20 protein-coding genes are annotated in these 23917 nt (G+C 38.7%); 9 read left to right on the top strand and 11 right to left on the bottom strand.

All coding sequences use genetic code 11. The annotated features are described in order from the left end of the window. Positions 1-112: 112 nt before the first annotated feature. Positions 113-736 (top strand): hypothetical protein, encoded by a 624-nt coding sequence (locus AACU25_RS10550; RefSeq protein ID WP_096575359.1) that lies wholly within the window; start codon positions 113-115, stop codon positions 734-736. Here the strand turns inward: AACU25_RS10550 and AACU25_RS10545 are convergent. From AACU25_RS10545 to AACU25_RS10535, 3 genes are all read right to left on the bottom strand, one after another. Further along, positions 733-1410 (bottom strand): response regulator, encoded by a 678-nt coding sequence (locus tag AACU25_RS10545; protein WP_096575357.1) that lies wholly within the window; start codon positions 1408-1410, stop codon positions 733-735. The genes AACU25_RS10550 and AACU25_RS10545 overlap by 4 nt on opposite strands. Positions 1411-1642: 232 nt before the next feature. Then, positions 1643-2617 (bottom strand): GTPase Era, encoded by a 975-nt coding sequence (gene era / locus AACU25_RS10540; RefSeq protein ID WP_096575355.1) that lies wholly within the window; start codon positions 2615-2617, stop codon positions 1643-1645. Between the two features lie 878 nt (positions 2618-3495). Continuing rightward, the gene (locus tag AACU25_RS10535; RefSeq protein ID WP_096575353.1) at positions 3496-4392 is read right to left on the bottom strand and encodes an alpha/beta fold hydrolase; all 897 of its coding nucleotides are present in this window, start codon (positions 4390-4392) and stop codon (positions 3496-3498) included. A 572-nt stretch (positions 4393-4964) separates the two neighbouring features. Between AACU25_RS10535 and AACU25_RS10530 the strand changes: the two genes are divergently transcribed. The 4 genes from AACU25_RS10530 (at position 4965) to AACU25_RS10515 (ending at position 8304) form a co-directional block, all read left to right on the top strand. Further along, the gene (locus AACU25_RS10530) at positions 4965-5546 is read left to right on the top strand and encodes a hypothetical protein (RefSeq protein ID WP_096575351.1); all 582 of its coding nucleotides are present in this window, start codon (positions 4965-4967) and stop codon (positions 5544-5546) included. A 328-nt stretch (positions 5547-5874) separates the two neighbouring features. After that, on the top strand, positions 5875-6642 hold the full coding sequence (locus AACU25_RS10525; protein ID WP_096575349.1) for an armadillo-type fold-containing protein: 768 nt from the start codon (positions 5875-5877) through the stop codon (positions 6640-6642). Between the two features lie 337 nt (positions 6643-6979). Further along, positions 6980-7261, top strand: coding sequence for a phycobilisome linker polypeptide (locus AACU25_RS10520; protein ID WP_096575347.1), 282 nt, complete (start codon positions 6980-6982; stop codon positions 7259-7261). Positions 7262-7548: 287 nt separating this feature from the next. Continuing rightward, a complete protein-coding gene (locus AACU25_RS10515) occupies positions 7549-8304 on the top strand; it encodes a phycobilisome rod-core linker polypeptide (RefSeq protein ID WP_096575345.1) in 756 nt (251 codons plus the stop codon). A 261-nt stretch (positions 8305-8565) separates the two neighbouring features. Here AACU25_RS10515 and AACU25_RS10510 read toward each other — a convergent pair whose 3' ends face one another. The 4 genes from AACU25_RS10510 to AACU25_RS10495 form a co-directional block, all read right to left on the bottom strand. Continuing rightward, positions 8566-8985 carry a helix-turn-helix domain-containing protein gene (locus AACU25_RS10510; RefSeq protein ID WP_045871434.1) on the bottom strand — a complete coding sequence of 140 codons (420 nt, stop codon included), beginning with the start codon at positions 8983-8985 and terminating at the stop codon, positions 8566-8568. Positions 8986-9225: 240 nt separating this feature from the next. Beyond that, positions 9226-9513, bottom strand: coding sequence for a hypothetical protein (locus AACU25_RS10505; protein WP_096575343.1), 288 nt, complete (start codon positions 9511-9513; stop codon positions 9226-9228). 277 nt (positions 9514-9790) lie between these two features. After that, entirely contained in the window at positions 9791-11380 is a 1590-nt protein-coding gene (locus AACU25_RS10500; RefSeq protein WP_096575341.1) for a TrbI/VirB10 family protein, read from the bottom strand. Between the two features lie 837 nt (positions 11381-12217). Beyond that, positions 12218-13603 carry an alkaline phosphatase PhoX gene (locus tag AACU25_RS10495; RefSeq protein ID WP_096575339.1) on the bottom strand — a complete coding sequence of 462 codons (1386 nt, stop codon included), beginning with the start codon at positions 13601-13603 and terminating at the stop codon, positions 12218-12220. Positions 13604-14516: 913 nt separating this feature from the next. Here AACU25_RS10495 and AACU25_RS10490 point away from each other — a divergent pair. The 3 genes from AACU25_RS10490 (at position 14517) to AACU25_RS10480 (ending at position 19245) form a co-directional block, all read left to right on the top strand. Next, positions 14517-14963 (top strand): hypothetical protein, encoded by a 447-nt coding sequence (locus tag AACU25_RS10490; protein WP_096575337.1) that lies wholly within the window; start codon positions 14517-14519, stop codon positions 14961-14963. A gap of 650 nt (positions 14964-15613) precedes the next feature. Beyond that, positions 15614-17854, top strand: coding sequence for a PAS domain-containing hybrid sensor histidine kinase/response regulator (locus AACU25_RS10485; protein ID WP_096575333.1), 2241 nt, complete (start codon positions 15614-15616; stop codon positions 17852-17854). Between the two features lie 62 nt (positions 17855-17916). Beyond that, a complete protein-coding gene (locus AACU25_RS10480; RefSeq protein ID WP_096575331.1) occupies positions 17917-19245 on the top strand; it encodes a hybrid sensor histidine kinase/response regulator in 1329 nt (442 codons plus the stop codon). 144 nt (positions 19246-19389) lie between these two features. Here the strand turns inward: AACU25_RS10480 and AACU25_RS10475 are convergent, their stop codons facing one another. Further along, entirely contained in the window at positions 19390-20901 is a 1512-nt protein-coding gene (locus AACU25_RS10475) for a hydroxysqualene dehydroxylase (protein WP_096575329.1), read from the bottom strand. Positions 20902-21212: 311 nt separating this feature from the next. Between AACU25_RS10475 and AACU25_RS10470 the strand changes: the two genes are divergently transcribed. Next, the gene (locus AACU25_RS10470) at positions 21213-22115 is read left to right on the top strand and encodes a class I SAM-dependent methyltransferase (RefSeq protein WP_096575327.1); all 903 of its coding nucleotides are present in this window, start codon (positions 21213-21215) and stop codon (positions 22113-22115) included. Positions 22116-22316: 201 nt separating this feature from the next. On the opposite strand, the gene AACU25_RS10465 is transcribed toward AACU25_RS10470, so the two are convergent. From AACU25_RS10465 to AACU25_RS10455, 3 genes are all read right to left on the bottom strand, one after another. Continuing rightward, positions 22317-22700, bottom strand: a complete 384-nt coding sequence (locus AACU25_RS10465; RefSeq protein WP_096575325.1) for a Crp/Fnr family transcriptional regulator — start codon at positions 22698-22700, stop codon at positions 22317-22319. A gap of 150 nt (positions 22701-22850) precedes the next feature. Next, a complete protein-coding gene (locus AACU25_RS10460; RefSeq protein ID WP_321206740.1) occupies positions 22851-22982 on the bottom strand; it encodes a hypothetical protein in 132 nt (43 codons plus the stop codon). Between the two features lie 190 nt (positions 22983-23172). Continuing rightward, complete coding sequence (locus tag AACU25_RS10455) at positions 23173-23748, bottom strand: Uma2 family endonuclease (RefSeq protein WP_096575323.1); 576 nt, start codon at positions 23746-23748, stop codon at positions 23173-23175. Between the last annotated feature and the right edge of the window lie 169 nt (positions 23749-23917).

Below are 23917 nucleotides of genomic sequence, written 5' to 3'. Positions count from 1 at the left end.
GCACAATTTCTCATTGTCCCATCAACAGGGACTCTTAGGGCAATACACAATCTAGTGAAGTTGCTTCTAACGTCTGCTTTTATACTTTATTCATTCTGAGATTAAATAATCTATGTTGATCAGTAATGAATTGCGCTGGTTTTATCCTGGTAAACTTCCAGAAAATATGCAGATGTGGTTTCAACAGCATTGTTTGGTGAATCCATCACAGCCACCAGAAGCAAGGGAAGATGTCTATCTCTATTCACCGGGATGTGATTATTTGGGAATTAAGTTGCGTCAGGGAAGGCTGGAGGTGAAATGGCGACAAGCAGAACTTGGCGTGATGTCTTTTGGCGATTTAATTACAGGTAAGGCTGAAAAATGGGGTAAATGGCTGTGTGAAGACACGAATGCGGAAAGTTTTCAACCAGCAATGGTGTTAGGTAACCCGGTATGGGTGAGTGTCAAGAAAGTGCGTTATTCCCAACTTTTTCAAGTCTTTGCTGATTATGCTATCCAACCTGTTACCGCTAAAGAACGTCTGAATAATGGTTGTAGTGTAGAAATTACTAATTTGGTAGTTGCAGAAAATGCTTGGTGGAGTATTGCTTTTGAAGCTTTTGGCGAAGATAGCTGTATTAGGGAAAATCTGCAAGCTACAGCTAAATGGGTATTTCATACCGATCGCAATTTTCCCTTAGCCATCGCTAATTCTTACGCTTACCCTCATTGGCTAGAAGTTATATCCCCCTAAACTAAGCCGGAACGCAGCGCGACAACTGCAGCTTGTACGCGATCGTCTACTGCTAATTTATTCATAATCCCCCGGACGTGAGTTTTGACGGTATTGGGACTAAGATAGAGTTTTTCGGCAATTTCTGGGTTACTCAATCCTTCTACCATCAGTTTTAATACTTCTAACTCTCTTCCAGATAAGTTAGCGGCGTTTCCCTTAACTGTGGGGGGACGAAGATGTTCAATGACTCGCCGCGCAATTTGGGGATCGAGATAGGTTGCGCCATCAACAGCAGCTGCGATCGCACTCAATAATCTTTCTACACTGGCACCTTTGATACAATAAGCATCGGCACCACTAGACAGCGCTGCAATAATTTCTGTCTCTGTTTGATGGGATGTCAGCATGACTACATGAATATCCGGTAATGCTGCTTTGATTTGCTGTGTCGCCGCAATCCCATCTAATCGCGGTAACCCAATATCCATGACTACCAAATCTGGTTTGAGTTTAAGTGCTGTTTGTACACCTAAATAGCCATCTTCCGCTTGTCCAACTATCTCCAATTGGGGATGAACCATCAATGATTGTTCTAATCCCAGTTGCATCATCGGATCATCTTCCACAATCAACACCCGCAATGGTGGAGCATCGGTTGGTAGATTTAAGAAATAGCCATTATCAGGAGACATTGCGATCGCTCATACCATTTTGGATTTTGGATTTTGGATTTTGGATTTTAGATTTTAAATTTCAGATTTTTTTGTGTGAACCCATCGTTCACAATCATTTTTCAAATTTGTTTTACCACTTATCGATTAAAAGAGGGGAAAGGGAGAATGGGGATAAGGGGTAATGGGGAATGAGTATTTGTTTCTTCTCCCCTGCTCCCTGCTCCCTGCTCCCTGCCGAAAAGCAAGTCTATTACTCTTCCACGCGATATCCTAACTCTGCTAAACTAACGCGAGACTGCCGCCATTTGGGTTGCACTTTGACGAACAGTTCTAGGTAAACTTTCCCAGCAATTAATTTTTGAATTTGTTCGCGAGCTGCACTACCAATAGATTTGAGCATCGATCCTCCTTTGCCAATCAGAATCCCTTTTTGAGAATCCCTTTCAACATTGATGGTGGCGAGTACACGGGTAATGCTGGGAGTTTCTTCTACCAGGTCAATAGCGATCGCTACTGAATGGGGAACTTCCTCACGAGTTAATAATAAAATTTGCTCGCGGATTAATTCGCCCATAATAAAGCGTTCTGGTTGGTCAGTTACCAAGTCAGGGGGATAGTAATATGGCCCTGTCTCTAAGTGTTCGATTAATAAGTTTTGCAGTTGTGGCAATCCCTCGCTAGTCTTGGCAGAAAATTTCACTGTTTGCCATTTATACGACTCAGCCAAGTGTGTATAACTATCATCTATCAACTGGGAATCTGTGGCTTGTTGGTCGATTTTATTCAAACCTAAAATTACTGGGGTTTGACTGCGACTCAATAACTCCGCAATAAAGCGATCGCCTGCGCCACAAGCCACAGATGCATCTACTACAAATAGCACTACATCCACAGACTCAATTGCTATTTTGGCATTTTTCACCAGCACTTCCCCCAATTGATGATGGGGTTTATGAATCCCTGGTGTGTCTACAAAAATTAGCTGTGCTTCTGGGGTGGTTAAAATACCTCTTAACCGATTTCTTGTGGTTTGTGCTACTGGAGATGTAATGGCAACTTTTTGCCCTACTAACTGATTCATCAAAGTAGATTTACCGACATTAGGGCGACCGATAATGCCGATGAATCCCGATTTAAATTCAGGAGGAGCTTGTGGAATCGATACTTCTCCTGAAAAAGAGAAGATGTGATTATCAATACTAGTCACCTTTAGCTCCACCGTCATAGTTGATTGTTGGGATAGATTGTCTTTTCAGCGAGATACATAACAAACATAAAGATCACCCTGGCACATTTTGGTGATTGCCTTTGCTTAAGTTTAATCTACTACTAAATATATTGTGTTCGCACACTAAAATCAGGAGATGGCATCACAGCTAGTTAGATAAACTCTCTTTCTTTTAGGGTATTGATTTAATGATAACACTGTGCTGCAATTACCTGTTTTTTTGACTATAACACCTAAAAATGGTGATTCTTGGGAGTTTAGCAACATAGTATTCCTGCTTCTACTCCTATAGGTCAAAGAAGTGCGATCGCCTGAGGTTTTCACCTTCCGAAAACCAAATATGGCTGATATTTTTGATTTTAGGGTAGCCAACCTCAGAGACTTCCAATCAATAAAAATATCCGATTTTTTAACTGAGTTAGTAACCTAGATAACTTAGCTACTTATGGTAATTAGTTGATATGCAATTGCTGACTAATATTCTCAAGAATTGATTTTTTAGCACTTCCTAATTACATAGTAATCAATGAATTTCAGCTTTTAATCATAGAACTATCCTAGTTTTAGAATCAATGATGCCAATAGATAATTATCCAAAAATTAATAAGTTGTTTTGATAATTTACTTTTTGTAGTAAAACCCAAAATTTTATACCTTCAGCCTATAGTCTTGCTTGCAATGTTTTATTAGCTACTGATGACAATTTACAAGCACATCATTTTAAAGAAAGAATTAATTTTTTATAAAGTTTTGGCAAATTTTTCTTTAATCGTAGTTAGATAATTGTGTCGGACGACCTCTTTATTGATATGAAGTTGAGATTTAGTAAGAGTTACTAAATCATCAGCTTCTTTCTAATTGGCTGTTGACTTTGATTAATTCAATAAAGCTAAAAAGCGGCGAATTAACCCAATAGTTACTGCTGGTAGTTCTAGCTGTGGTGTTAACCCCACATCTTCTAGTGGTTGAAAAAATTTGATAGCTTGGGGATTCATCTCAGCAAGGCGATGACCAATTTCTGGCCCAGTAAATTGTGATTTTTGTCCCCAAATAATCGCTGTCGGTGTGGTTAGCTGCTGAATAAACAGCGATAAATCAAAGCACAAATCGCCACGAACAAAAGATAGTGCTGCATATTCAGCATTGGGTTGCTGTGCAGATTGCAAATAAGCATCAACTATTTCTTGATATACCCGGTTAGGTTGTGCAAATTGTCTTTGCTCTAAAAAACTGCGAATACCGTTGCTAGTAGCTACTCCTGTACTGTACAGCAAGCGGTCAAAAACAGGAATACTAACTAACTGAGCAAAGAAACTACGAGAGTAGTCTTCGCCAAAATCACCCAGTCCGGCGGGAGTTGTGAGAATCAGCGACTTGAATAAATCAGGATGAGCGATCGCAACTCGAATTGTCATCGCGGCGGTGAGAGAAGATGCGATCGCAGTCACAGGTTCCGTACAAGTCTGCTGGATAAACTCCGCAATTGTGTTCAAATAATCTCCAATCTGATAATTACGCGCTAAATGCTCAGATCTACCCCAACCGAGTAAGTCTGGTGCGATTACTCGGTACTCACTCGCAAACGCCGGATATACTTTTGACCACTCATAAGCAGAAGATCCACCACCAAAGCCATGAAGAAACAACAAAGTTTCTTTTTCATCTTTTGCCGTCAAATCATCCTGCCAGAGAGAACCAGTGTTTGTATAGTACACTATCCTACCGAGTGAGGTAATAATTGAACGTTGCTCAAATCCTAGTGGTTGAAACATAAGTATATTTTATTCAATGTTGTGTTTGCTTGGTTTAGATGACAGCCAGGTCTCTATAGAGTATTTATACTAAGTTGTGTTCAGAGTTAGGAGCTAAAAATCAATAATGTGATGAATTTAAATTCTTGTGTTCATTGCTCTTTGATTCCTCTATCCCCTAGCGTTTATCTCAGAGCACAACTTCGTTTTATCTGTTGGCTGTAAACTCCCTACTATTATCAGTGAATCTACTATTCTGAGACTTCATACTAACGTCAGATTAAGTAGATGTAAAATTGCTGTATTGTCTGTAAAGATATTGTGTTTTTTTTACACAAGTATTGCATGATTTTTCCTTGTATTTACTGCCATGCAAGGATTTGAGTCAGTAGCTAAGATAACTGAGATCGGAATTCTCGTGAGAATTTTGTATGGTAATCTATCAGAAAGATTACGGATAGATCAGAGCGTCAAGATGATCATCAAAACGCCGATCAAAAACCACTATTAATTCTAGTTTTGTACTTAGAAACAATAGATGTTGATGAAATTACTAAATTAATTTTCTATAAGTAAATGTAAAGCGGGGAGTCATGGTCAAGGAGGCTATTCAATCAGATACAATACCAAGGTTTAAAGGCACTGGATTGAACCTGGAGAACTTTCATCTCCAAAACCAAGTGATAGCTTCCGAGTGGCAGGGTCAAGTAGAAGCACTAGCTGATACTACGCAGGAAAACTCACATAACTGTATCTGTTTAAACTTTGAAGACTTAAAATGTTTTGAAGCAGTAGAGCGCCAGTACGAGTCCTTAGGCGTAATTTTTCATGAATGTCTAGCAATTCAACCATCAAATCCAGCCTTCCCCACCCACTCAGGCTCGATAGTATTGATGGGATCGCCCCAAACTGAATTGTTAGAAGTAACTTTTTTACGTCCTGTGAACCAAGTCAGCGCCTTGGTAACCAGTTCACAACGGCTAGTACTTTCAGCTTACGGACGCGATCGCCAACTTATCGCCCAAACAGTACTACCAGTGTCGAACCTAGCTAATTCTGACTCCGCGATTACCCCCAACGCCCAATTATCCGTAGCCGCAAATGAGATTTATTCGGTGACATTCAGCGTTTTTAATGGCTTATTCACCCTAGATAACTTTCGTTTTTGTGCTTAAAAAAGTCTCAAAACTCCATAACTAAATCACTCTGTTTTACCGAAGTTCAGGTATTCTTAATAGGGTATTATTGATTCTCAATTCAGCCCCAGGTAAATGGAAAATTACCGAACATTAAGGGCGGAGTATAAAATCTCACCCTTTATTTGAGTTTTTGGTCAGCCCTGAACTTGGGGAAACCCACGCTTCTGGCATCAGCATTGGAGTTTATCAAACTATAAACTTAACTAATAGCTATGCCGTAAACAGCTTGGGTGTCTGCATCCTTCCCTGATATGGGGTAAAACTTATAAACTAAACAATCTTGTAATTTTAGTAGGTAAACACCGTGGCACAGGCTTCGTCTTCGTGGCAGCAATTGATCAACCAGCTTTCCCACTGGTCGCTTCCAGATCTCAAGACAGGAGCCACAAAGCAGCGAAATTTTCAGCGTTTCTCTGGGCCTGGAGGCATTCTAGGATTCCTGACAATCGTCGTTGCAATGCTGTTGTGGAACTGGAAGCTGCTGTTAGCCTTGAGCATTGGCATTGGGATCATGTTATCAGTCTACTCCATGCAAAAGTGGGACTGGCAACAACGCTGGTCACAAATGCAGAGGTTTTTCAACGGCCCCAACCGTCGCTTACTCTTGGCAGTCAGTAGTGGTGGAATCGCCACATTTAGCACTTACATAGCAGCTACAATTTGGTTTGACTCCCATAGTCCTTGGATAGCTGCGGGAGTGATTACCCAAGGTATAGGAACAGTATTAACCCTAATTTTATTAGTCTGCCAAATCGTCAATTTTTATGGCACTACAGACGAAGACTATCTTGATCGCCTCTTGAACAACTTAACAGAACCAGACCCACTCAAGCGCTTAAATGCGATTAGGCAACTCACCAAATTAATCACACGCAAGCGAGTTGATGCTTCCGTGCAACAAAATGTTGTCGAATGTTTGCAATTGTTACTCACAAAAGAAGAAGAATCTATCATTCGTGACGCAGCTTTTACAAGTTTGCAAACCTTAGATAACTCCGAAACGCCATCTAGCAAAACACCCCTGTTTATCCCTGTATCTGCAAAAGTTAACAGTCAATTGAAAGTTGAGTAGGGGTTGGAGATGGAAATATTTGCTGAAAGCCTTTCCACAGGGTAGGGAGGTTTCCGTTGAGTGACCTGGCGTTCAAAAGCCCAAAAATCACTTTAAGCCATTACCAATTACCCATCCCCAAATTAAAGGATGGCAATTTTTATATTCTTGGTTAAAATATCCTGGAGTCATTTTAATGACAGTCTACTGACTTGATAGTCAGATATGAGATGGTGAAAATCAATCATTTCTGGCTGATATCAACATATAGTATCCATTTGCTAGTATTTCTTTTGACCTTTTACTTATCAGTAAGTAGTATGCCAAACAACTCAATATATAGGAGAGCGTAAAACTCATGTTAGGTCAAACTGAACTTGATGCTGGTAGCAACCCTTCATCCAATAGCCGAGTATTTCGTTACGAAGTAGTAGGTTTGCGGCAAACCTCCGAAAGCGACAACAATCAATACGACATTCGGCATAGTGGCAGCGTGTTTATCAATGTCCCCTACAATCGCATGAATCAAGAAATGAAACGGATTAGCCGTCTAGGTGGTAAGATTGTCAACATTGAGCCTTTAAATGTAGCGATCGCTCAACCTAGTGCAGTACCTCACCGCGGTGGTGGTAGACGCTAAGAATTGCAAAGAAATGTTGCATCAGTTTTTCTCATAATTTTCTGACTGCAGGCTGATTGTGGTAGGTTTGAAAACCATTACTTTCCCCATATTCTCGGTAGTCTGGCACTTGCTAATATCCATTGTTTGAATCTCTAAAGCCCTTGTACAAGGGGTTTCAGCATTACTGAAGCAATCAATTAAGTTATGTAATGTTTATCAAACCAAATCGAATAATTCTCCCTCTTCTCCTTTATGATTATGATAACTTTGTAAGATTTCATTAAGGAAAGGGAGATTTTGTATTCGTGGCAATTCCTCTTTTAGAATATACCCCTATTTCTCAAAACCAGCGGGTAGCAAGTCTTGAAATTCCTGGAGATGAGCAACCAAGGACTTTCTCTACTGACAACATACTTTCCGCAACAGATTTAGATGTTCTGATTGAAGCAGCTTATCGTCAGATTTTCTTCCATGCATTTGCTTCCGATCGCGAGCGTTTCCTAGAGTCCCAACTCCGCAACGGTCAGATCACAGTGCGTGACTTCATTCGCGGCTTGTTGCTCTCTAATACTTACAAACGTAGTTTCTACGATCTGAACAGCAACTATCGTTTTGTTGAACAGACAGTACAGCGCGTTCTTGGACGCGATGTATACAACGAGCGCGAGAAGATTGCTTGGTCAATTGTAGTAGCGACAAAGGGTATTAAAGGCTTTGTTGACGATCTACTAAATTCTGATGAGTACCTCCAAGCCTTTGGCTACGACACCGTACCTTACCAACGTCGTCGGGTACTACCTGGTCGTGTAGCTGGTGAAACACCTTTCAACATCAAGTCTCCTCGCTACGATTCATACCATCGTGCTAAGTTGGGCTTCCCCCAAATCATTTGGCAAACTACCGTTCGTGGCTTTACCCCCCAAGAGAAGAAGCCTACAGCTGGTAACCCCGCTCTCTTCCTTGATATGGCGAAAAGCATCAACGCTAGAGGTAATGCACCTCAGCAACTCTCAGTACAGAACATTGATATTGAGAAAGCCGTTCCCTATCGCCGTAAATAAGTTGAAATAACAACTTAATCAAAGCGTATGTTGTATTTATATAAAAATACAGCTGTCGTATTTTATAGAAATATGACATACGCTGCTTTAGCTTTAATCAAATAAACTATCGCAATTCGTGCATTAGTCGCTAAATATTCGTTCGCGTAGGGAATGAGCAATAGGCAATAGAGACAATAGCTGATAATTTTGCCAGCCATTCTCAAATCAAGAACAGCTAAATTTTATATATCTGCTGGAATTGAGAATTTTGAAATTACCCTAAGCACATTCATCATTCTCTTCACTAAATCCTAACTCTAGTAGGGCTTTGCGGATTTTAGCTTTAGAAGGACGGACTTTAGGAACCGCTAACCGCAACTCTCTAGCAGTCTCAAATAAATCTCGCATTAAGATATCGAGGGAAGTATCATCTGCATCTTCCGGTAGCTTCTCAATTCTCGCCTCGTATGCAAGTGTATAAAGCTCCAAGTGATGTTTCCCCATCACTCTCGCAAGTTTCCTCAAAGTTTCTGGCGTAGGACAAGTTCCCTTAAAGCAAGCACCTCTGAGTCTTGGTTGAGGAACACCAGACAAATCCGCCAGACGGTTCATACTGATACCCTGTTCTTCCAAATATTGGAGAATGAATCGTCCTAAGGGGGAGCAATCTTCAGCTTTTATTTGCAACCTTGCTGGCATTGTTCGGTGTCAAGAAAATCCAAATATATACAATATAGCGGACTCCCAAGGATTAAGCATGATATGGCATACAAACCATAATCTTTCTTTCTCTTCTGTGCTTGTTGAGGCGCGATTAATCGCGTCTGTACTCTGCCTGCCAAGAAAGCAATATTATATTTTTAGTTGGGAAACCCGCCTAACAAGCTGGCTTCCCTTGCAATTAACGTATTAAGTATTTAACCTGTAATGACTAATATGTTAATCTTGAGGCTCTTCAGAAATAGGTTCTGATTCTGTTTCAGAGTCAGTTTTGACCTCAATTTTAGGTTGAACTGGTTTAGGGCCACGCACTAGAGCAGGATTGACCGGCGGCTTAATTTCATCTTTAAAAGATCCTTTTTTGCCTTTACCAGATGAGCGATTCCCGCTTGGTTTTGATTTTTTCGGATTAGACTCTCTTGGGGTTACAGAATCCAAATTTTCAGAATTACTATCAGCATTTGCTTGGGACTGACGTTCTGATTTCTTAATTGGGCGTTCTACCATTGTTGATTTTTGTAAATGTATTTTTTATGATACATCAGTTTAAAGATTATCAATTGGTTGGGTCTGCTTTTTAGCTTTCGGACTCAATGCAATTGCGTAATTTACAAATATGTAATATTTTTATTGACTAATTATTGCTTATCCTAATTTTGAGGGAATAGTGCGATCGCCATAAAATTTTTGACTGCTCAATCAAAAATGCAAATTTACCTCAGCTAAAACAGATGTAAATTTGCCAATGAAATTTTAGTAATTTATTGTGGAATTGTTATTATAACTAAAATTGTATTGCTTGATTAACATAGATTTCAATTGCTGTACCCGCAGGTAAAAACCAAACGTTAGTTCTTTGGCTCATTTGAGAAATTGCTTGCTGATTACGTTGAACAATTTGCGGAACTACAGTATTTATCCCACCTTCTAACACTCCGGCTAAGATGTTGCGTTGAGGATTACTATTGCTAACGATAGTACCCCCAGCAGTTGTAGTTACAACTTGAGATTCCGTACGGTTAGCTAACTCTGCGGCTTTACCAAGACCACCTAACACAAATAACCCTAGATCCATACTAGCAATCGATGAACCTCTATTAGGAAATCGATTGGCGATTAAGGGTTTACCTTGGGGAGCACGAATGACCAGTGCATTTTCTGATAAACTTCTTTCTGTGATTTGCCCTTGATTTTTCTGAATAATTTTCACTACGTTTAGCTGAATCAAACCTTGCTCAGAAATAGAGTTGATTTCAGTTAATAATTCTGTATTTGCGGGAATTGCGATCGCGCCATCTGCAGCTTTTAACGGTTCCTTTAACCTGACTACAAAGATATTGTCATCATCGCTATCTTTTGATTTAGTCGTTTCTCCAAATATAGCTGTTGCCAACACAGCTTTAGCATGACTACCAATGGCTAAAGATTTTGGATTTTTTTGTAATCCTTGACCTGCTATAGAAGGTGGCTGATTCGGTGTTTTTTCAGGCTGATTATTACTTGTTTGTTGTTCTTCTTGATGATGATTTTCTTCTACAGTCCTGACATTTTGATGAGATTTATTAGCAGCAGCAATCTGTCCATAGCTACCTAACTTTGCCATCTTTTCCCAATCTTGAAGTGGGTTTGGTGTAGGGATGGGAGTTACATTTACTGATGGTGGTACTAATGGTTGAGTTGGTGGTTGGCTAATGAACGCTTGGGGTAATAATGAAGATTGAGCAACAGGTTGTTGAGAATTAGGGTATCTAACCATGCGCTCAACTGTAACTGTCCTGGGTACGTAAACTGTAGATATCGGTGTCGGTATTCTTGTTACCACCATTCGTCCAGATTGAGAAGTATCTGGCTGTGAATTTGGTGCAACTACTCTCATTCTGCCACTTCTTAACTGTTGTTGTGCTGATTTCACAGCTACAGCTTGTTCAGTTAAAGCTAATTTTGTTTTCAGAGTCTCTACTGTTGCTGCTAAACTTTCTTCTCTAGATTCTGGTTGTACTGATGGTTGAACTTCTTGCAAAACAATTTTCTTTTTTGGGCTTTGATTACTACTCATTAATTGTGATAAAAACCCACCCGCAAATAAAACTATCAATAAAGTACCGCTACCGACTACACCTAATTTAGCAAAGGGATTTGATGATATTGATTGCTCAGTTTTCTCTTCTGTTGGTTGAGATGGTAATGGCTGTAAGTTAGCCGATGATTCTAATAATTCCTCTGACTCAGCAGATATTGACTCTACTTCCAAACCAACTAATTGAGCCATCTGTAATTCCCAATCATCAGATTCTACTGCTAATGGGTAGTTATGAGATTTGAGATTATCTAAATTTTGTGAGGAAGTATTGGAAGAAATTAAATGCTGAGTCATGTTATGAATGGGGGAATTTAAATTTTCAAGAGATTATTAGCTTGGAAATTCAAAATTTAATTACTTTTAATTTAGCTTTAACCAATAGAGCAGCTACTAATTGTTCTACAATCAGATAGCTGATAGTGAAGTTGTTAAATATTTATATACTCTCAGGGAAATTGCTTTTTTAGATATAATTCGCTCACCAAGTCTATTAGAGCAGCTAAAAATAAATCAATTTGTCATTATCTGCACTTTAGGCTGATATTCAGCTACCTTATGAGGCTAAAAAATGCTCTGTAATCTAAATATTTACTGAGGTTGTTGGCTAAAATTAATAGTATTAAACCTAATTATAACAAATTTTGATTAAAATGAGTTAATAAAATTTCAGCAATTGTTGCGTCTTGTTGCAATCTATAGCTAGGAATATTAAGCTTGAATTTATATAAAATCAAAATAAAAACTTTTATTCAGATAAAAATGAAATAATTAGGAGATGATTTATCAAGTAAAAATATAATTATTTTAGGATGCGTTAGGCGCTAGGATAGTTCTTTAATGACAAATTATATTGAAAACCAGCGCCTAACTCATCATCCATGCTGTAGGAGAATTTAGCTCCCAGATTTTTTATAAAAATCGGGGAGATGGGCAGGAAATTTTAGTCTTACCCTAATTTTTTGTATGAAGCTATTTACTGCTTCAACAAAGCGTGTTTTTTAGGATAAACTAACTGCCATCATTTTATTTTTGAAAGCAACCAAAAATAAAAGTCTAGCTTTATTCAGCTTATAGAAAATAAGCTTTATACCCTTAATAAAAATTCCTCAATTTAAAGTAATGATAAATACTTTACGCTCGTTTTCTCGCCCAAGGGCCCCAAATTGCACAGGTAATTCCAGGATCTTGGATATTGACAAACATTGTACGGCCATCAGGTGAGAAGCAAGCCCCAGCAAATTCACTACCGTTAATAGCATTTGCGGCAAAGCGATACAATTCGCCCTTTTGGTTAACGCCGATGACGTATTCAGTATTGCTACCGTCTTCACATAAAAAGAGATCCCCAAATGGAGCCACGGTAATGTTATCAGGGAAATTCAGTATGTTCTCTGCGGGAGACTCAACAACTAGGGTAAGAGTGTTTTTTCTGGGATTATAAGCAAAAACCTGCCCTTGTCCTACAGCCCCACCATTGGTACAGGTAAAGTAGATATTGCCATCACCATACCAAGCGCCTTCACCGCGTGAGAAAATGGCTGCACCCTTAGCTTGTCCTTGACCCCGCACGGAACTAGCAAAAGAATTGTCATTAGGGTCAACATTATCTATCGTTACCCACTCAACTTCAACTGATTTTGATTGAGTGACAGGGAACTCTTTGCTGGTATTAAGTCTAGGTTTTCCTTTAACTACTAGCGCCTCTAGTACTCCCGCACCACGCTTTTGCAGATCACCATATCTAGTAGGACGGACATGAGGACGGAATCGATAAAAACAACTACTTCCATCATCTTCTGTTTGATAAATCCATCCAGTCTTCGGATCAACAGCAACAGCTTCGTGATTAAAACGGCCCATTGCTACGAGGGGAATCGGATCGGCAATCTGAATATTCTCTGTTGCTGGAACCTCAAAGTTATAGCCATGCTTTTTGCTAGCTCCACCAGGTGTAGGAAGAGTCAGATTCTCTTCACAACTAATCCAAGAATCCCAAGGAGTTGGCCCACCAGCACAATTACGAATAGTTCCTGATAGAGAAACAAATTGCTTCTTCACCCGTCGATCAGGCCCAACAATAATAGTCGTTGTTCCCCCTCCAATTTGGTCATATCGTGGCAATCCGATGATCGGATTAGAACCATTAGCGCTGACCTCATGATTTCGGATCAGAATTGTGGTGTTTTTACGGCCATCAAAAGCAGCCATTCCATCATGATTACTTGCTACCAATGCCCCATCATCCATGAGCTGGCCTGTATAGGATATTGCAGTGTATTGAAAACCAGGAGGAAGTTCTAACAGTGGTTGCTTACCTAAGTTAATTCCACCAAACACAACATCAACTAGTTCATCTGCATTTTCAGGTAGCTTTGCCTCTAGGGGGCCATAGCCAATTCCGTTAGCAACTTTACCTTTGGCTGCTCCTGCATACAAGGCTTCTAAAGGAGAAAGCATCGTCACACCAACAGCACTTGCACCAGCCACCTTAAAAAAATTACGTCTTGATAAGTTCATGAGAAACGCTTCAGCAATATACCAGTGGTTTAAAAAATAAAAATTGTTTTTTAATAAATAAATAAGGCTTGGTTAAGATTGGGTATGAAGATACAGGTAGGTAGATGAGCAAAAATATTTACATTCATGGCGATCGCAGTATCAAGCCTTCTCTGGTCGGAGGCGATGCGGGCTAAACGTTGGCGCAGCCTCTCCTAGAGAAGCTATGACGCTGTATTCGCAATGACATTGTGTCACTCATTGTTCTTAACTACCGAGCAAGGCTGTCAAGACTCTGTAGCGTTCCTATTTCAAAGGCTAGCTTGGACTTGGGAACGCCAGTTCACTCAAGGGAGGTTCCCTCCCGACCCTGCGGGAACGCTTTAAATGCGTAATAGCTTAAATACTGATTAGCTTAGTTCAACGCAGATATCATGATCAGTAATCAATTGTTAGCTTTAAGTGCTATAGCTACAATAATGTTTAATTTTTAGCTCTAATAATCAAAAATCTGCTGAACTTTCACCTTTAAAAAGGTATATATAAATCCTATTGAATTAGCAGAAATTACTTATCTATATAGGTAACAGAGGTTGTAAGACTGAAAATCAGAGAATAAATATATACATAGCATTAAAAAATCCAATATAACTTGAGATCCTATATCTATCTAAAGGATGATATTCATGATTTTTTGACTTTTGCAATATATTTCATAATTATGCATTTCAAAAAAAGCGATAATTGAGTTTGCAATAATTTTCTGGCAGCCTCTATCACATCTAATTTTATAAAAAAGGGGTGATAACCCCCTTGGCAAAACAACAAATCAATTATAAAGATTAGTCTGCTGATTAACAGTAATATACCGACTGTTAGTAGGGATGTAATGGAGGCAAGTTATCAGGAAGCACTTATACCAAAGGAGGTTGAGATGAGTCGTCTTCTTTATGAAAGCTCAGTGTCATATAAAGGATATCTCATCATTCCGTTTGTTTTTGGCAAAGCCGATAATTACGAAATTTATTCCTATAAACTATTGGCAGAGATTGGTAATAATAGCCAATTTCACAAAACAGAGAATCCATCGGGAATTTATGGCAGTAGTATCAGTAATATCATTGATATTGCCAAAGAACATATTGATAAACAGTCAGAGTTTATCAGTAGCGGTGATAGTTTTAAATCTCGCTACATATACCATCACAATTTAATTATTGTCTCCCAACAGGAGGGTAAATATTTTTACGACCACTACCCACCAGAGTTATTGAATAATATTGCAGCACCAAAATTATTCAATTCAGAATACGAATGTCTGAGTTGGATCAAACTAGGTTTGGATGGGCGATATACAAGGCAAAGAGTTAGACAACTTTAAGATTCCTGCCTTAAAAAATAGGAACTTGGGTATGGAAAAAGCTACCAATGCCTTATTCTCTATGCCCCAAGTTTGTGGACAGCAGTGTATCCTACGTCTTCAAGGGTGGGATACACTGCTGAGTTTTTGTCAGCATTTTTACTCTTTGCAGATTGACCAAAAATCAATGATCTGCAAACTCCGAAGAGAAAAAGTAAAGCTTGTGATTAAGGATTGACTGCAGCAGAAAACGAGAAATCATGAACAGGTATCAATACCTTTTCTGTGTCATCCTACCTGGGGATGAATTCTAGATAAAAATAGGTATAATTTTATAGTATTACTAGATATTGAATACAAAATTTTACGGATAAGACTGACATGAGAATGTACTGATAGCCGTAAATTTACAGTGATTAAATCTTAGGCAAGTCCTGAATTTCGGTGTTTTATAGTTATCTATGAGAGTGACAGATCTGACTATTTCCGTTTTTACTCGGTTCCCGACCATCGGTATATTTAGATTCAATGGAAATAGATTTATCTTTGCGAGTTGATAGCAAACTCTATTTGAAGAACACCCAAACTAGGGTTTAAGTTCAAAACTTCAGGTGTGCAATCCTCAGCGCGATCGCATAGAAGCTCTATACTGCAGAACGTCAGGATTCACCATGAACCAACAATTCTCATCTGATAACCCCCAGACAATTTTGGGAGCGAACATTAATATGATTGGGTGTAATCCGACAGACATCGCTTCATCTGTGAACACAACATATTTGCAGCAGGCTATTGATTATAGTCCTGTGGGGATGGTCATACTAAATCGGGAAATGCGCTATTTGACGGTGAATCGCAAATGGCTAGAAAGCTATCACATCACTGATGACATAATTGGACGCTGTCATTACGATGTATTTCCTGATATCCCCGAAGCATGGAAGCAGATTCATCAACAATGTTTAGCGGGGGCGATCGCACAACGAGATGAAGACCAATATTTACGTGCAGATGGTTCTATTGAGTGGGTACGCTGGTTGATACGTCCTTGGCATGAGGCTAGTGGTGAAATTGGTGGGCTGATAATATTTAGTGAGAATATTACACAGCGCAAACAAGCTGAAGCAGACCTCCGCGCTAGGAATACGCTATTGCATTCTATTTTGGAAAGTACACCAGACTTGATTGTGGTAAAAGATTGCCAAGGTCGTCATGTTGCTCTCAACTCCAATTTAGCTAAATTATTTGGTAAGCCCATCAACGAGATTATTGGCAAAGACGATACAGCAGTATTACCGCCTGATGCAGCCAAAGAAATCATGGCCAAAGACCGCCAGATTTTGGCAACAGGAATAACAGAGACTTACGAAGAAGAAATGTCTGCTGATAACTTTCAGGGCATTTATCTTACCACCAAGGCTCCTTGGCTTGATGCTAAAGGCACAATTCAAGGAATTATTGCCATAACAAGAAATATTACTGAGCGCAAACAATCAGAAATCGCCCTAGCCAAAGCTAAAGAAGCCGCAGAAGCAGCGAGTTATGCCAAAAGCGAATTCCTCGCCAATATGAGCCATGAATTGCGGACTCCCCTCAACGGTATTTTAGGCTATGCCCAAATTCTGCAACGTTCCCAACACTTAGATGAAAAAGAGCGATCGCGTATTGATGTCATTTACCAATGTGGTTCACATTTGCTGACTTTAATTAATGACATTTTGGATTTGTCAAAAATCGAAGCACAAAAACTGGAACTTACACCTACGGATTTCCACTTACCAGCATTTTTGCAAGGCGTAGCAGAAATGTGCCGTATTCGCGCCGAACTCAAAAATCTTAATTTTCAATATCAATTAGCTGCGGAATTACCTATTGGCATTCATGCTGATGAAAAACGTTTACGGCAAGTGTTAATTAATCTTCTCAGCAATGCTATTAAATTTACCGATACAGGTAGCGTAACTTTGACCGTGAGCTATGCTTCAGCAGGCAAAATTCGCTTTCAAGTCCGTGATAGCGGTATAGGTATTCCCCAAGAAAAACTCCAAGTGATTTTTCAACCCTTTGAACAAGTAGGCAATCATCGACGGCAAACAGAGGGTACTGGTTTGGGATTGGCAATCAGCCAAAAAATTGTCGAATTAATGGGAAGCACTATTGAGGTTGAAAGTCAAATCAATGTAGGGAGTATTTTCTGGTTTGATGTCAACTTACCTGAAGCTGATGAGTGGGTAAAAACATCTCAAATTGATGATAAGGGACAAATTATTGGTATTAAAAACTGCCGTCCTAAAATTTTGATTGTGGATGATAAATGGGCAAATCGCTCAGTAATTGCGAATTTACTCAGCCCCATTGGTTTTGAGGTAGCGGAAGCCGTCAATGGACAAGAAGGTTGGCTGAAAGTTTGGGAATTTCAACCAGATATTGTCCTGACTGACTTATTAATGCCAGAAATCGATGGATTTACTTTGATCCAGCGCATCCGTAAGTCTGAAACATTCAAAGACATTGTGATTATTGTGTCATCAGCAAGTGTGTTTGAAAGCGATCAACATCGCAGCATAGAAGTAGGCGGAAACGATTTTCTACCGAAACCAATACAGGCAACGACTCTCTTACAAAAATTGCAGCAACATCTGCATCTAGAGTGGCTTTATGAAGAGCAGAAGAATGTACATCAGCTAGAGGTAGATTGTACTGAGCTAATTGCTCCACCCATAGCCGAACTAGAAACTCTGTGCAAGTTGGTAATGAAAGGTAACTTTAAGGGAATTATTAAACAAGCAGCATTAATCGAACAGATGGATAAAAAATATATCCCCTTTGCGAAAAAGCTGCACGAACTAGCAACAGGATATCAAGACCAAGATATCTTGGCACTCATTCAATCTTATAAGTCAAAGCTTTGACAAACACCAAAAGACATAATTAATTGTGTCTTTTCTGGGTTCCCACACGTCCTAGAGGTTGTATGACTCTGGTAACTGAACAAACGGCGACAGTTCTAATTGTTGATGATAATTCTGCCAATTTAGGTGTCCTATCTGATGCCCTAGATCAAGTTGGCTTAGAAGTATGCGTAGCAAAATCTGGCAAAATAGCCTTAGAAAGGATTAAATATGTTATACCAGATTTGATTTTGCTGGACATCATGATGCCAGATATGGATGGCTTTGAAACCTGTAATCACTTAAAAGCCAATCCTGTCACTAAAGATATTCCAGTTATCTTTATGACTGCATTCTCGGATACAGCTAACAAAGTCAAAGGTTTTGAAGTTGGGGCTGTAGATTATATTACCAAACCCTTCAATCAGCAAGAAGTTTTATCAAGGGTTAAATTGCACCTCAAATTACATGATTTATCAGTAAAATTAGAGCATAAAAACGCTTTATTAGAGCAAAAAGTTGGAGAAATCAGCCAAGCATATCAAGATTTACAAGAAATGCAACTGAAGTTAATTCAAAGTGAAAAGCTATCTAGCCTAGGACAGATGGTTGCTGGCATCGCCCATGAAATTAATAACCCAGTAAATTTCATATATGGCAATCTTCTTCATGCTAATGAATATACTCAAGAAGTCCTAAATCTTTTACATCTTTATCAAGAAGAATATCCTCATCCTACACCCCGTATTCAAACAGAGCTTGATGAAGTGGATATAACTTTTATTCGGGAAGATTTATTAAAGCTGCTCAAATCAATGAATATTGGTGCTAGACGTATTCGTGATATTGTACAGTCTATGCGGATTTTTTCGCGTGTCGATGAAGCAAACATGAATGCTGTAAATATTCATGAGGGCATTGATAGCACACTGATAATTTTAAATCATCGCTTAAAGTCCAAACCAGAATATCCTGGTATTGAAGTAATCAGAGATTACAGCCAGTTGCCACTAATTGATTGTTATGCTGGGCAACTGAATCAAGTATTTATGAATATTATTGCAAATGCTATTGATGCTTTAGATGAATATAATCAGCAGCGTTCATGGGAAGCAATTAAGCAGCAACCAAGCCGCATAGAAATTCGTACTACTATGATTGACAAGAATCAAGTAGCTATCCACATTGCAGATAACGGCCCTGGTATAAATCAAGAAGTCCAGGAAAAGCTATTTGAACCATTTTTTACCACCAAATCTTCTGGTAAAGGCACTGGATTAGGCTTATCAATCAGCCACCAGATTATTGTCGAAAAACATGGTGGCTGTCTCTCTTGTAAATCTACACCTGGACAGGGAACAGAATTTATCATTCAAATTCCCATTAATCAAAAAGTTAGTCGAGTGGCTTAACTGTCATTTGTCATTGGGTAATTGGTAATTGGTAATTGGTAATTGGTAATTGGTAATTGGTGTTGGTTATTTCCCCCCTGCTTTTTCCCATTCCCCAGTCCCTAATCCCTAATCCCCAGTCCCCAGTCCCCAATCCCCAACCAGCTAAGGCAACCAAAAGTCAGGTAGGATAGATTTGCTCAATTGACGGACTGTTTGATTGAGCGATCGCGCTGCTTGGATGTGGGGTTCATCTGCTTCTACTGGTAAAATCTTAGCTGGTTGACCTGCTCCTAAATAAGAAATTACCGAATTTGCGGCAGCTAAACCAGTGACATAGGCTTTTTCCTGCGACCATGAACCATGAGGAGTGACAATCCAATCACCACTCATAAACACATTAGTAAAACTAGTTGTAGCTGGTAACATATAGCGATAACTCCCTGGTGCAAAATGAGTCACCGCATTGGCTAGGCGAATTACACTTCTATCAATCACTTTTGCCTCTCGAAAGGCTGGGATACAAGTTGTTAAATAACGCTGAACGATAAGCACAATTTCCTCATCAGTTAAATTGAGGAATTGATTTGCATGATAAAAATCAGCTTCAATTACTGTTCCTGGTTCATTTTTGTATTCATCATGGATGGCGTTTAAATCAAAAAATGTCCATCCTGTAGTTGCATCAAACCCAAAACAAGCATTAGAAGGGCGAGGAATATCAATTTTGCGGTCAAACCATAAACGAGTTGCTAAAACATCAATTGCCCCTAAATTATTTAAATTACGAAATTCTTCGCGATTTTGTAAGCTGCTGCTATTAGCAACTATTTTCTTCATCCCAGTGATACCAACAGCAAAAATTACAGCATCAGCCTCAAAAACTTCATTACCGCAAACTACACCAGTAGCTCGATTATTACTATCTACAATTACATCTGTGACTCGTTTTTGAGATAATACTTTTGCGCCTGTTTTTTCAATACAGTTTACCCAAGGATTAAATATTTTTTCGCCAACAGTCCCTCGGCACCAAACAACATCAAAATCAGCTTGATGCGCCAAAATAAAAAAGTACAACATTCCTAATGTAGCTGCGGCTGAACATTGTTCGCCAGGGGCAAATAAACCTACCAATAACATAGGTTCAAAAGCTTCTTTATAAAGTCGCGCCGAAACCCCAAAATCTTTGAATAATTCCCGCGCTGTCACAAAATCATAACGCCGCCAAGCATCAGGAGAATTATCAAAATCAACGACAGCATAAAGTAAAGGTAACGCACTCAAACGGTCAATTAATGGTAAACGTTGAAATTTAGTGTACAGAAAAGTTCCTAAAGGAGTGGGTAACCTTGGTAAGTCTTGAAAAATTGGTGATTCTACTTCTAATCCTGCAGGAGAATATTGAGCAGAACGAGTCCAAGTTGTAAAAGGATTAATTCCTAACTCATTAATGAGTGCAAAAATATTTCTGTAAGGATACCAAAAGCCATGTATACCTGCTTCCACAGAACGTCCGGCTGCTGTTTTCCAACCAGCAACCAATCCCCCAGGATAAGGCCCGGCTTCTAGAAGCGTCACATCATATCCTTGTTTTGCCAGATGATAGGTAGCCCCTAAACCAGCCCAACCTGCACCTACAACAACTACCCGTTTTTGTTGTGACTCTGCTGTCATTTCCACCCAGTCTCCGATTATTGCTATCTATAATTAAATTTAAAGTATTTATAAACCAATGCTTACATTTGATCGTAAAATTACTGACAAATGCTAATTATATTAGCCTCTCCTAGGCAAAATAATTAGATTATTAGCACGGTTTTTATAATAAACAACCGCGATTTTAATGAATTATTAAATTAGAGATTATTTTGATAATTATTTTATGTGGTTTAAATGAATTAAGGTAGATATAACAGCACTTGCACTTAATAGTTGGTTAAGAGTATAACAGAAAAAATAGCTAGCTATTGATTAAGAATCTTATTATGACTCAGTTAGAAAAATCTAGAAATAGCCTGAGCGACTTTCAGTTACGAGATGGTATTTATTTTCCGAAAAATTATGAACAGTTAAATAGCACTGAACATAAACAAAAATGGGATGCAATTGGTAAGACTTATTATGGTTCTCAAAAAATTGAGCAGCTTCCCGAAACATCTGCAATTAAACAAGATTACACTTTGCTAGGTGGTAAACCAGGCGGCACATGGAATAAATTTCCTGAAAATAAATCTGTTGGTTCTATTCTAGAAATTGGTTGTGGTTACGGACGCGCTCCATTACACCTTTCAAAAGATAAAAATTTGAGATGTGAAAAATATTATGCTATTGATATTTCCGAATCTTTACTCAGGAGATTAATTAAAGTAAAGCAAGAATACGATTTTTTCCCAGGTGCGGAATTTAATATCATTTGTAACTCAGCAGAAATCTTACCATTAGAAGATAATTCTGTGGATTTAGTAATTTCTAATTGTGTCTTTATGCACATTCCTGATGCACAATTAAGAAACTTATTAGCTGAAATATTCCGTATTTTGAAGCCAGGTGGCAGTTTTGTATTTAATCATTCCTTTCATAACAAAGCTTGTCCGTCCCATATTATCCATAATTTCATTAGAAATCTCAACATATTTAGCAGGAATCCTATCTATCTCAAGCAATATTCAGCTAAAGAAATAGCAGAAATGTTGAATGATGCGGGTATAAAAGCAAAGTGTCCGCAATATACAGTGGAACCTACAACAGAATATGCAATTTTACCAGAAACTATCAAAGGTATTCCATTACCATTTGCAAAAGCATTTAATAGAAACTTAAAACCTTCAGATGCTTGGAAAGAAACTTTAGCTTATGGTTTTAGCACTTATAGCAATCCGCTAGCATAGTAGTAAATCAAATATTTTGCATTATTGGGAAACCACTGGTTAACAATGGTTTCCTTTTTTATTTAAATTTTATGAGCAAATGTCAAAGTCCAAAAAACAAGGTAACAAACTATTGATAATAATTTTGATTTTTGAATTGTTACCTTCCTGCTAGTTATGCATTAAGCTGTTATTCTAAGTAGAGATTCTTTAGAGCAATTCTTAAATTGCGATTGTGGAGAAGCGATGCTCTAAACGAGTGAGACGTTCCGAGTAATTTTTTATAACTTGCAGCGCAAATACTGGAGTTTCTTGAACTGCAAAAATAAATCTTTGTTCATTGAGAAAAGCAAGCTGAACATCTGTTTTGGCAATAGCTGTATAAGTTCTATTTTTTATGCCTACAAGTACGCCTATACCAAAAACTTCTCCTGGATGAATTGTTTCTATAAGCTTATTATTGATGAATATTTGAACCTCTCCTTGGATGATGCCATACATAAAATCACCCGGCTGTCCTTCTTCAAAGATAACTTGTCCTGTTGAAAATACTTGAGGATCTGGTTGTTTCTGGAAGATGCTGATTGTTTGTACAGGACTTAACATGAAAAAACTCCTAATGCTCCGTTCCTACGCCTATGTGTGGCATTGTAATTCTGTCTGTGACAAATGTATAGTAGGAATCCTATTTAATTTCTAAAAAAATATTAGTAATGTAGCGTGCATTAGGTGTAAGCCGTAACGCATGAAAAGCATTTATACAAGTGTGTTAGCCACACCCCGGACTGGAGAAAAATCAATATAATATTGCCGATCCTCTGGTTTGCTAATCTGCTGCGTCTTGCTAGGGTTACAAGCCTGAAAAAACCTTGTTAAATCCAATTTCATGGCAAATTCCCCAATATCAGCCCGATGAAACGGTCTATTTCAGTGATTATGACAGAATCTCAGTCATGTTGTTTGGGGAAAGGGAAAAGCAATTGAACTTTGTTATTTTTCATTTGAGTAAACTAATGCAATGCAGATTTAATTGCATAATTACTCGTAGTGACTGATGAACGTCTTTAATAACCAATGTTTAACTATTTAAGGGAATTTTTGCCATTTGAAATACTTGCTCAACAGTAAACTCCCAGCTTTCAAATAAGGGATCTGTGAGTAATTCATCTCCCATAAAAGTTTTTGGTGGTGCATCTGGGTAAAAAACAGTGATGCTTCTGGCTTTACTATCTACTACCCATACTCGCAACACATTAGCATCTAAATAATCTTTAGCTTTAGCTATCATTTGTCCAAAGGTTTGCCCTGGAGAGATAATCTCAATCACTAAGTCTGGAGGAACAGAACAAGTTCCTTCTTCTTCCCAATCTGCTGGTAAACGTTCATTAGAGATATACAAAAGATCCGGTGTCGGAACCCAATCTTTTCCATGACGGGTTAATGCTATAGCTAATTCTGGACAAACTTCTCCTTTGCCTTGAGATAATTCTTCAATTAAATTTAGAAAGGCACGAGTCAATTTAGAATGAAATTTTTTTGGTGACATCTTAGGAATTGCTTGACCATCAACAAGTTCGTAGGTGACATCTCCCTCACCTGGGGGAAGATTGAGAAACTCTTGCAAGGTCAATTGATTGTGGGCTTGGAGTATCATGGCGCAAATCAGCGACTATACAATCAATTTTAGATTTGGAATTTTAGATTCTAGATGAACAATTTGCTTAGTTGTGCGTGAAAGGCAACTTTAGCGGGCTGGAAAGACTGCGATACAAAAGTTATAAAGCTGTTACGCATTTAAATTGTATATTTCGCACTCAGGTGTT

Source organism: Tolypothrix tenuis PCC 7101, assembly GCF_963874875.1.
GTDB lineage: Bacteria > Cyanobacteriota > Cyanobacteriia > Cyanobacteriales > Nostocaceae > Aulosira > Aulosira tenue.
The sequence above is the reverse complement of the archived record's forward strand: the minus strand, read 5'-3'. Positions and strand labels throughout refer to the sequence as shown.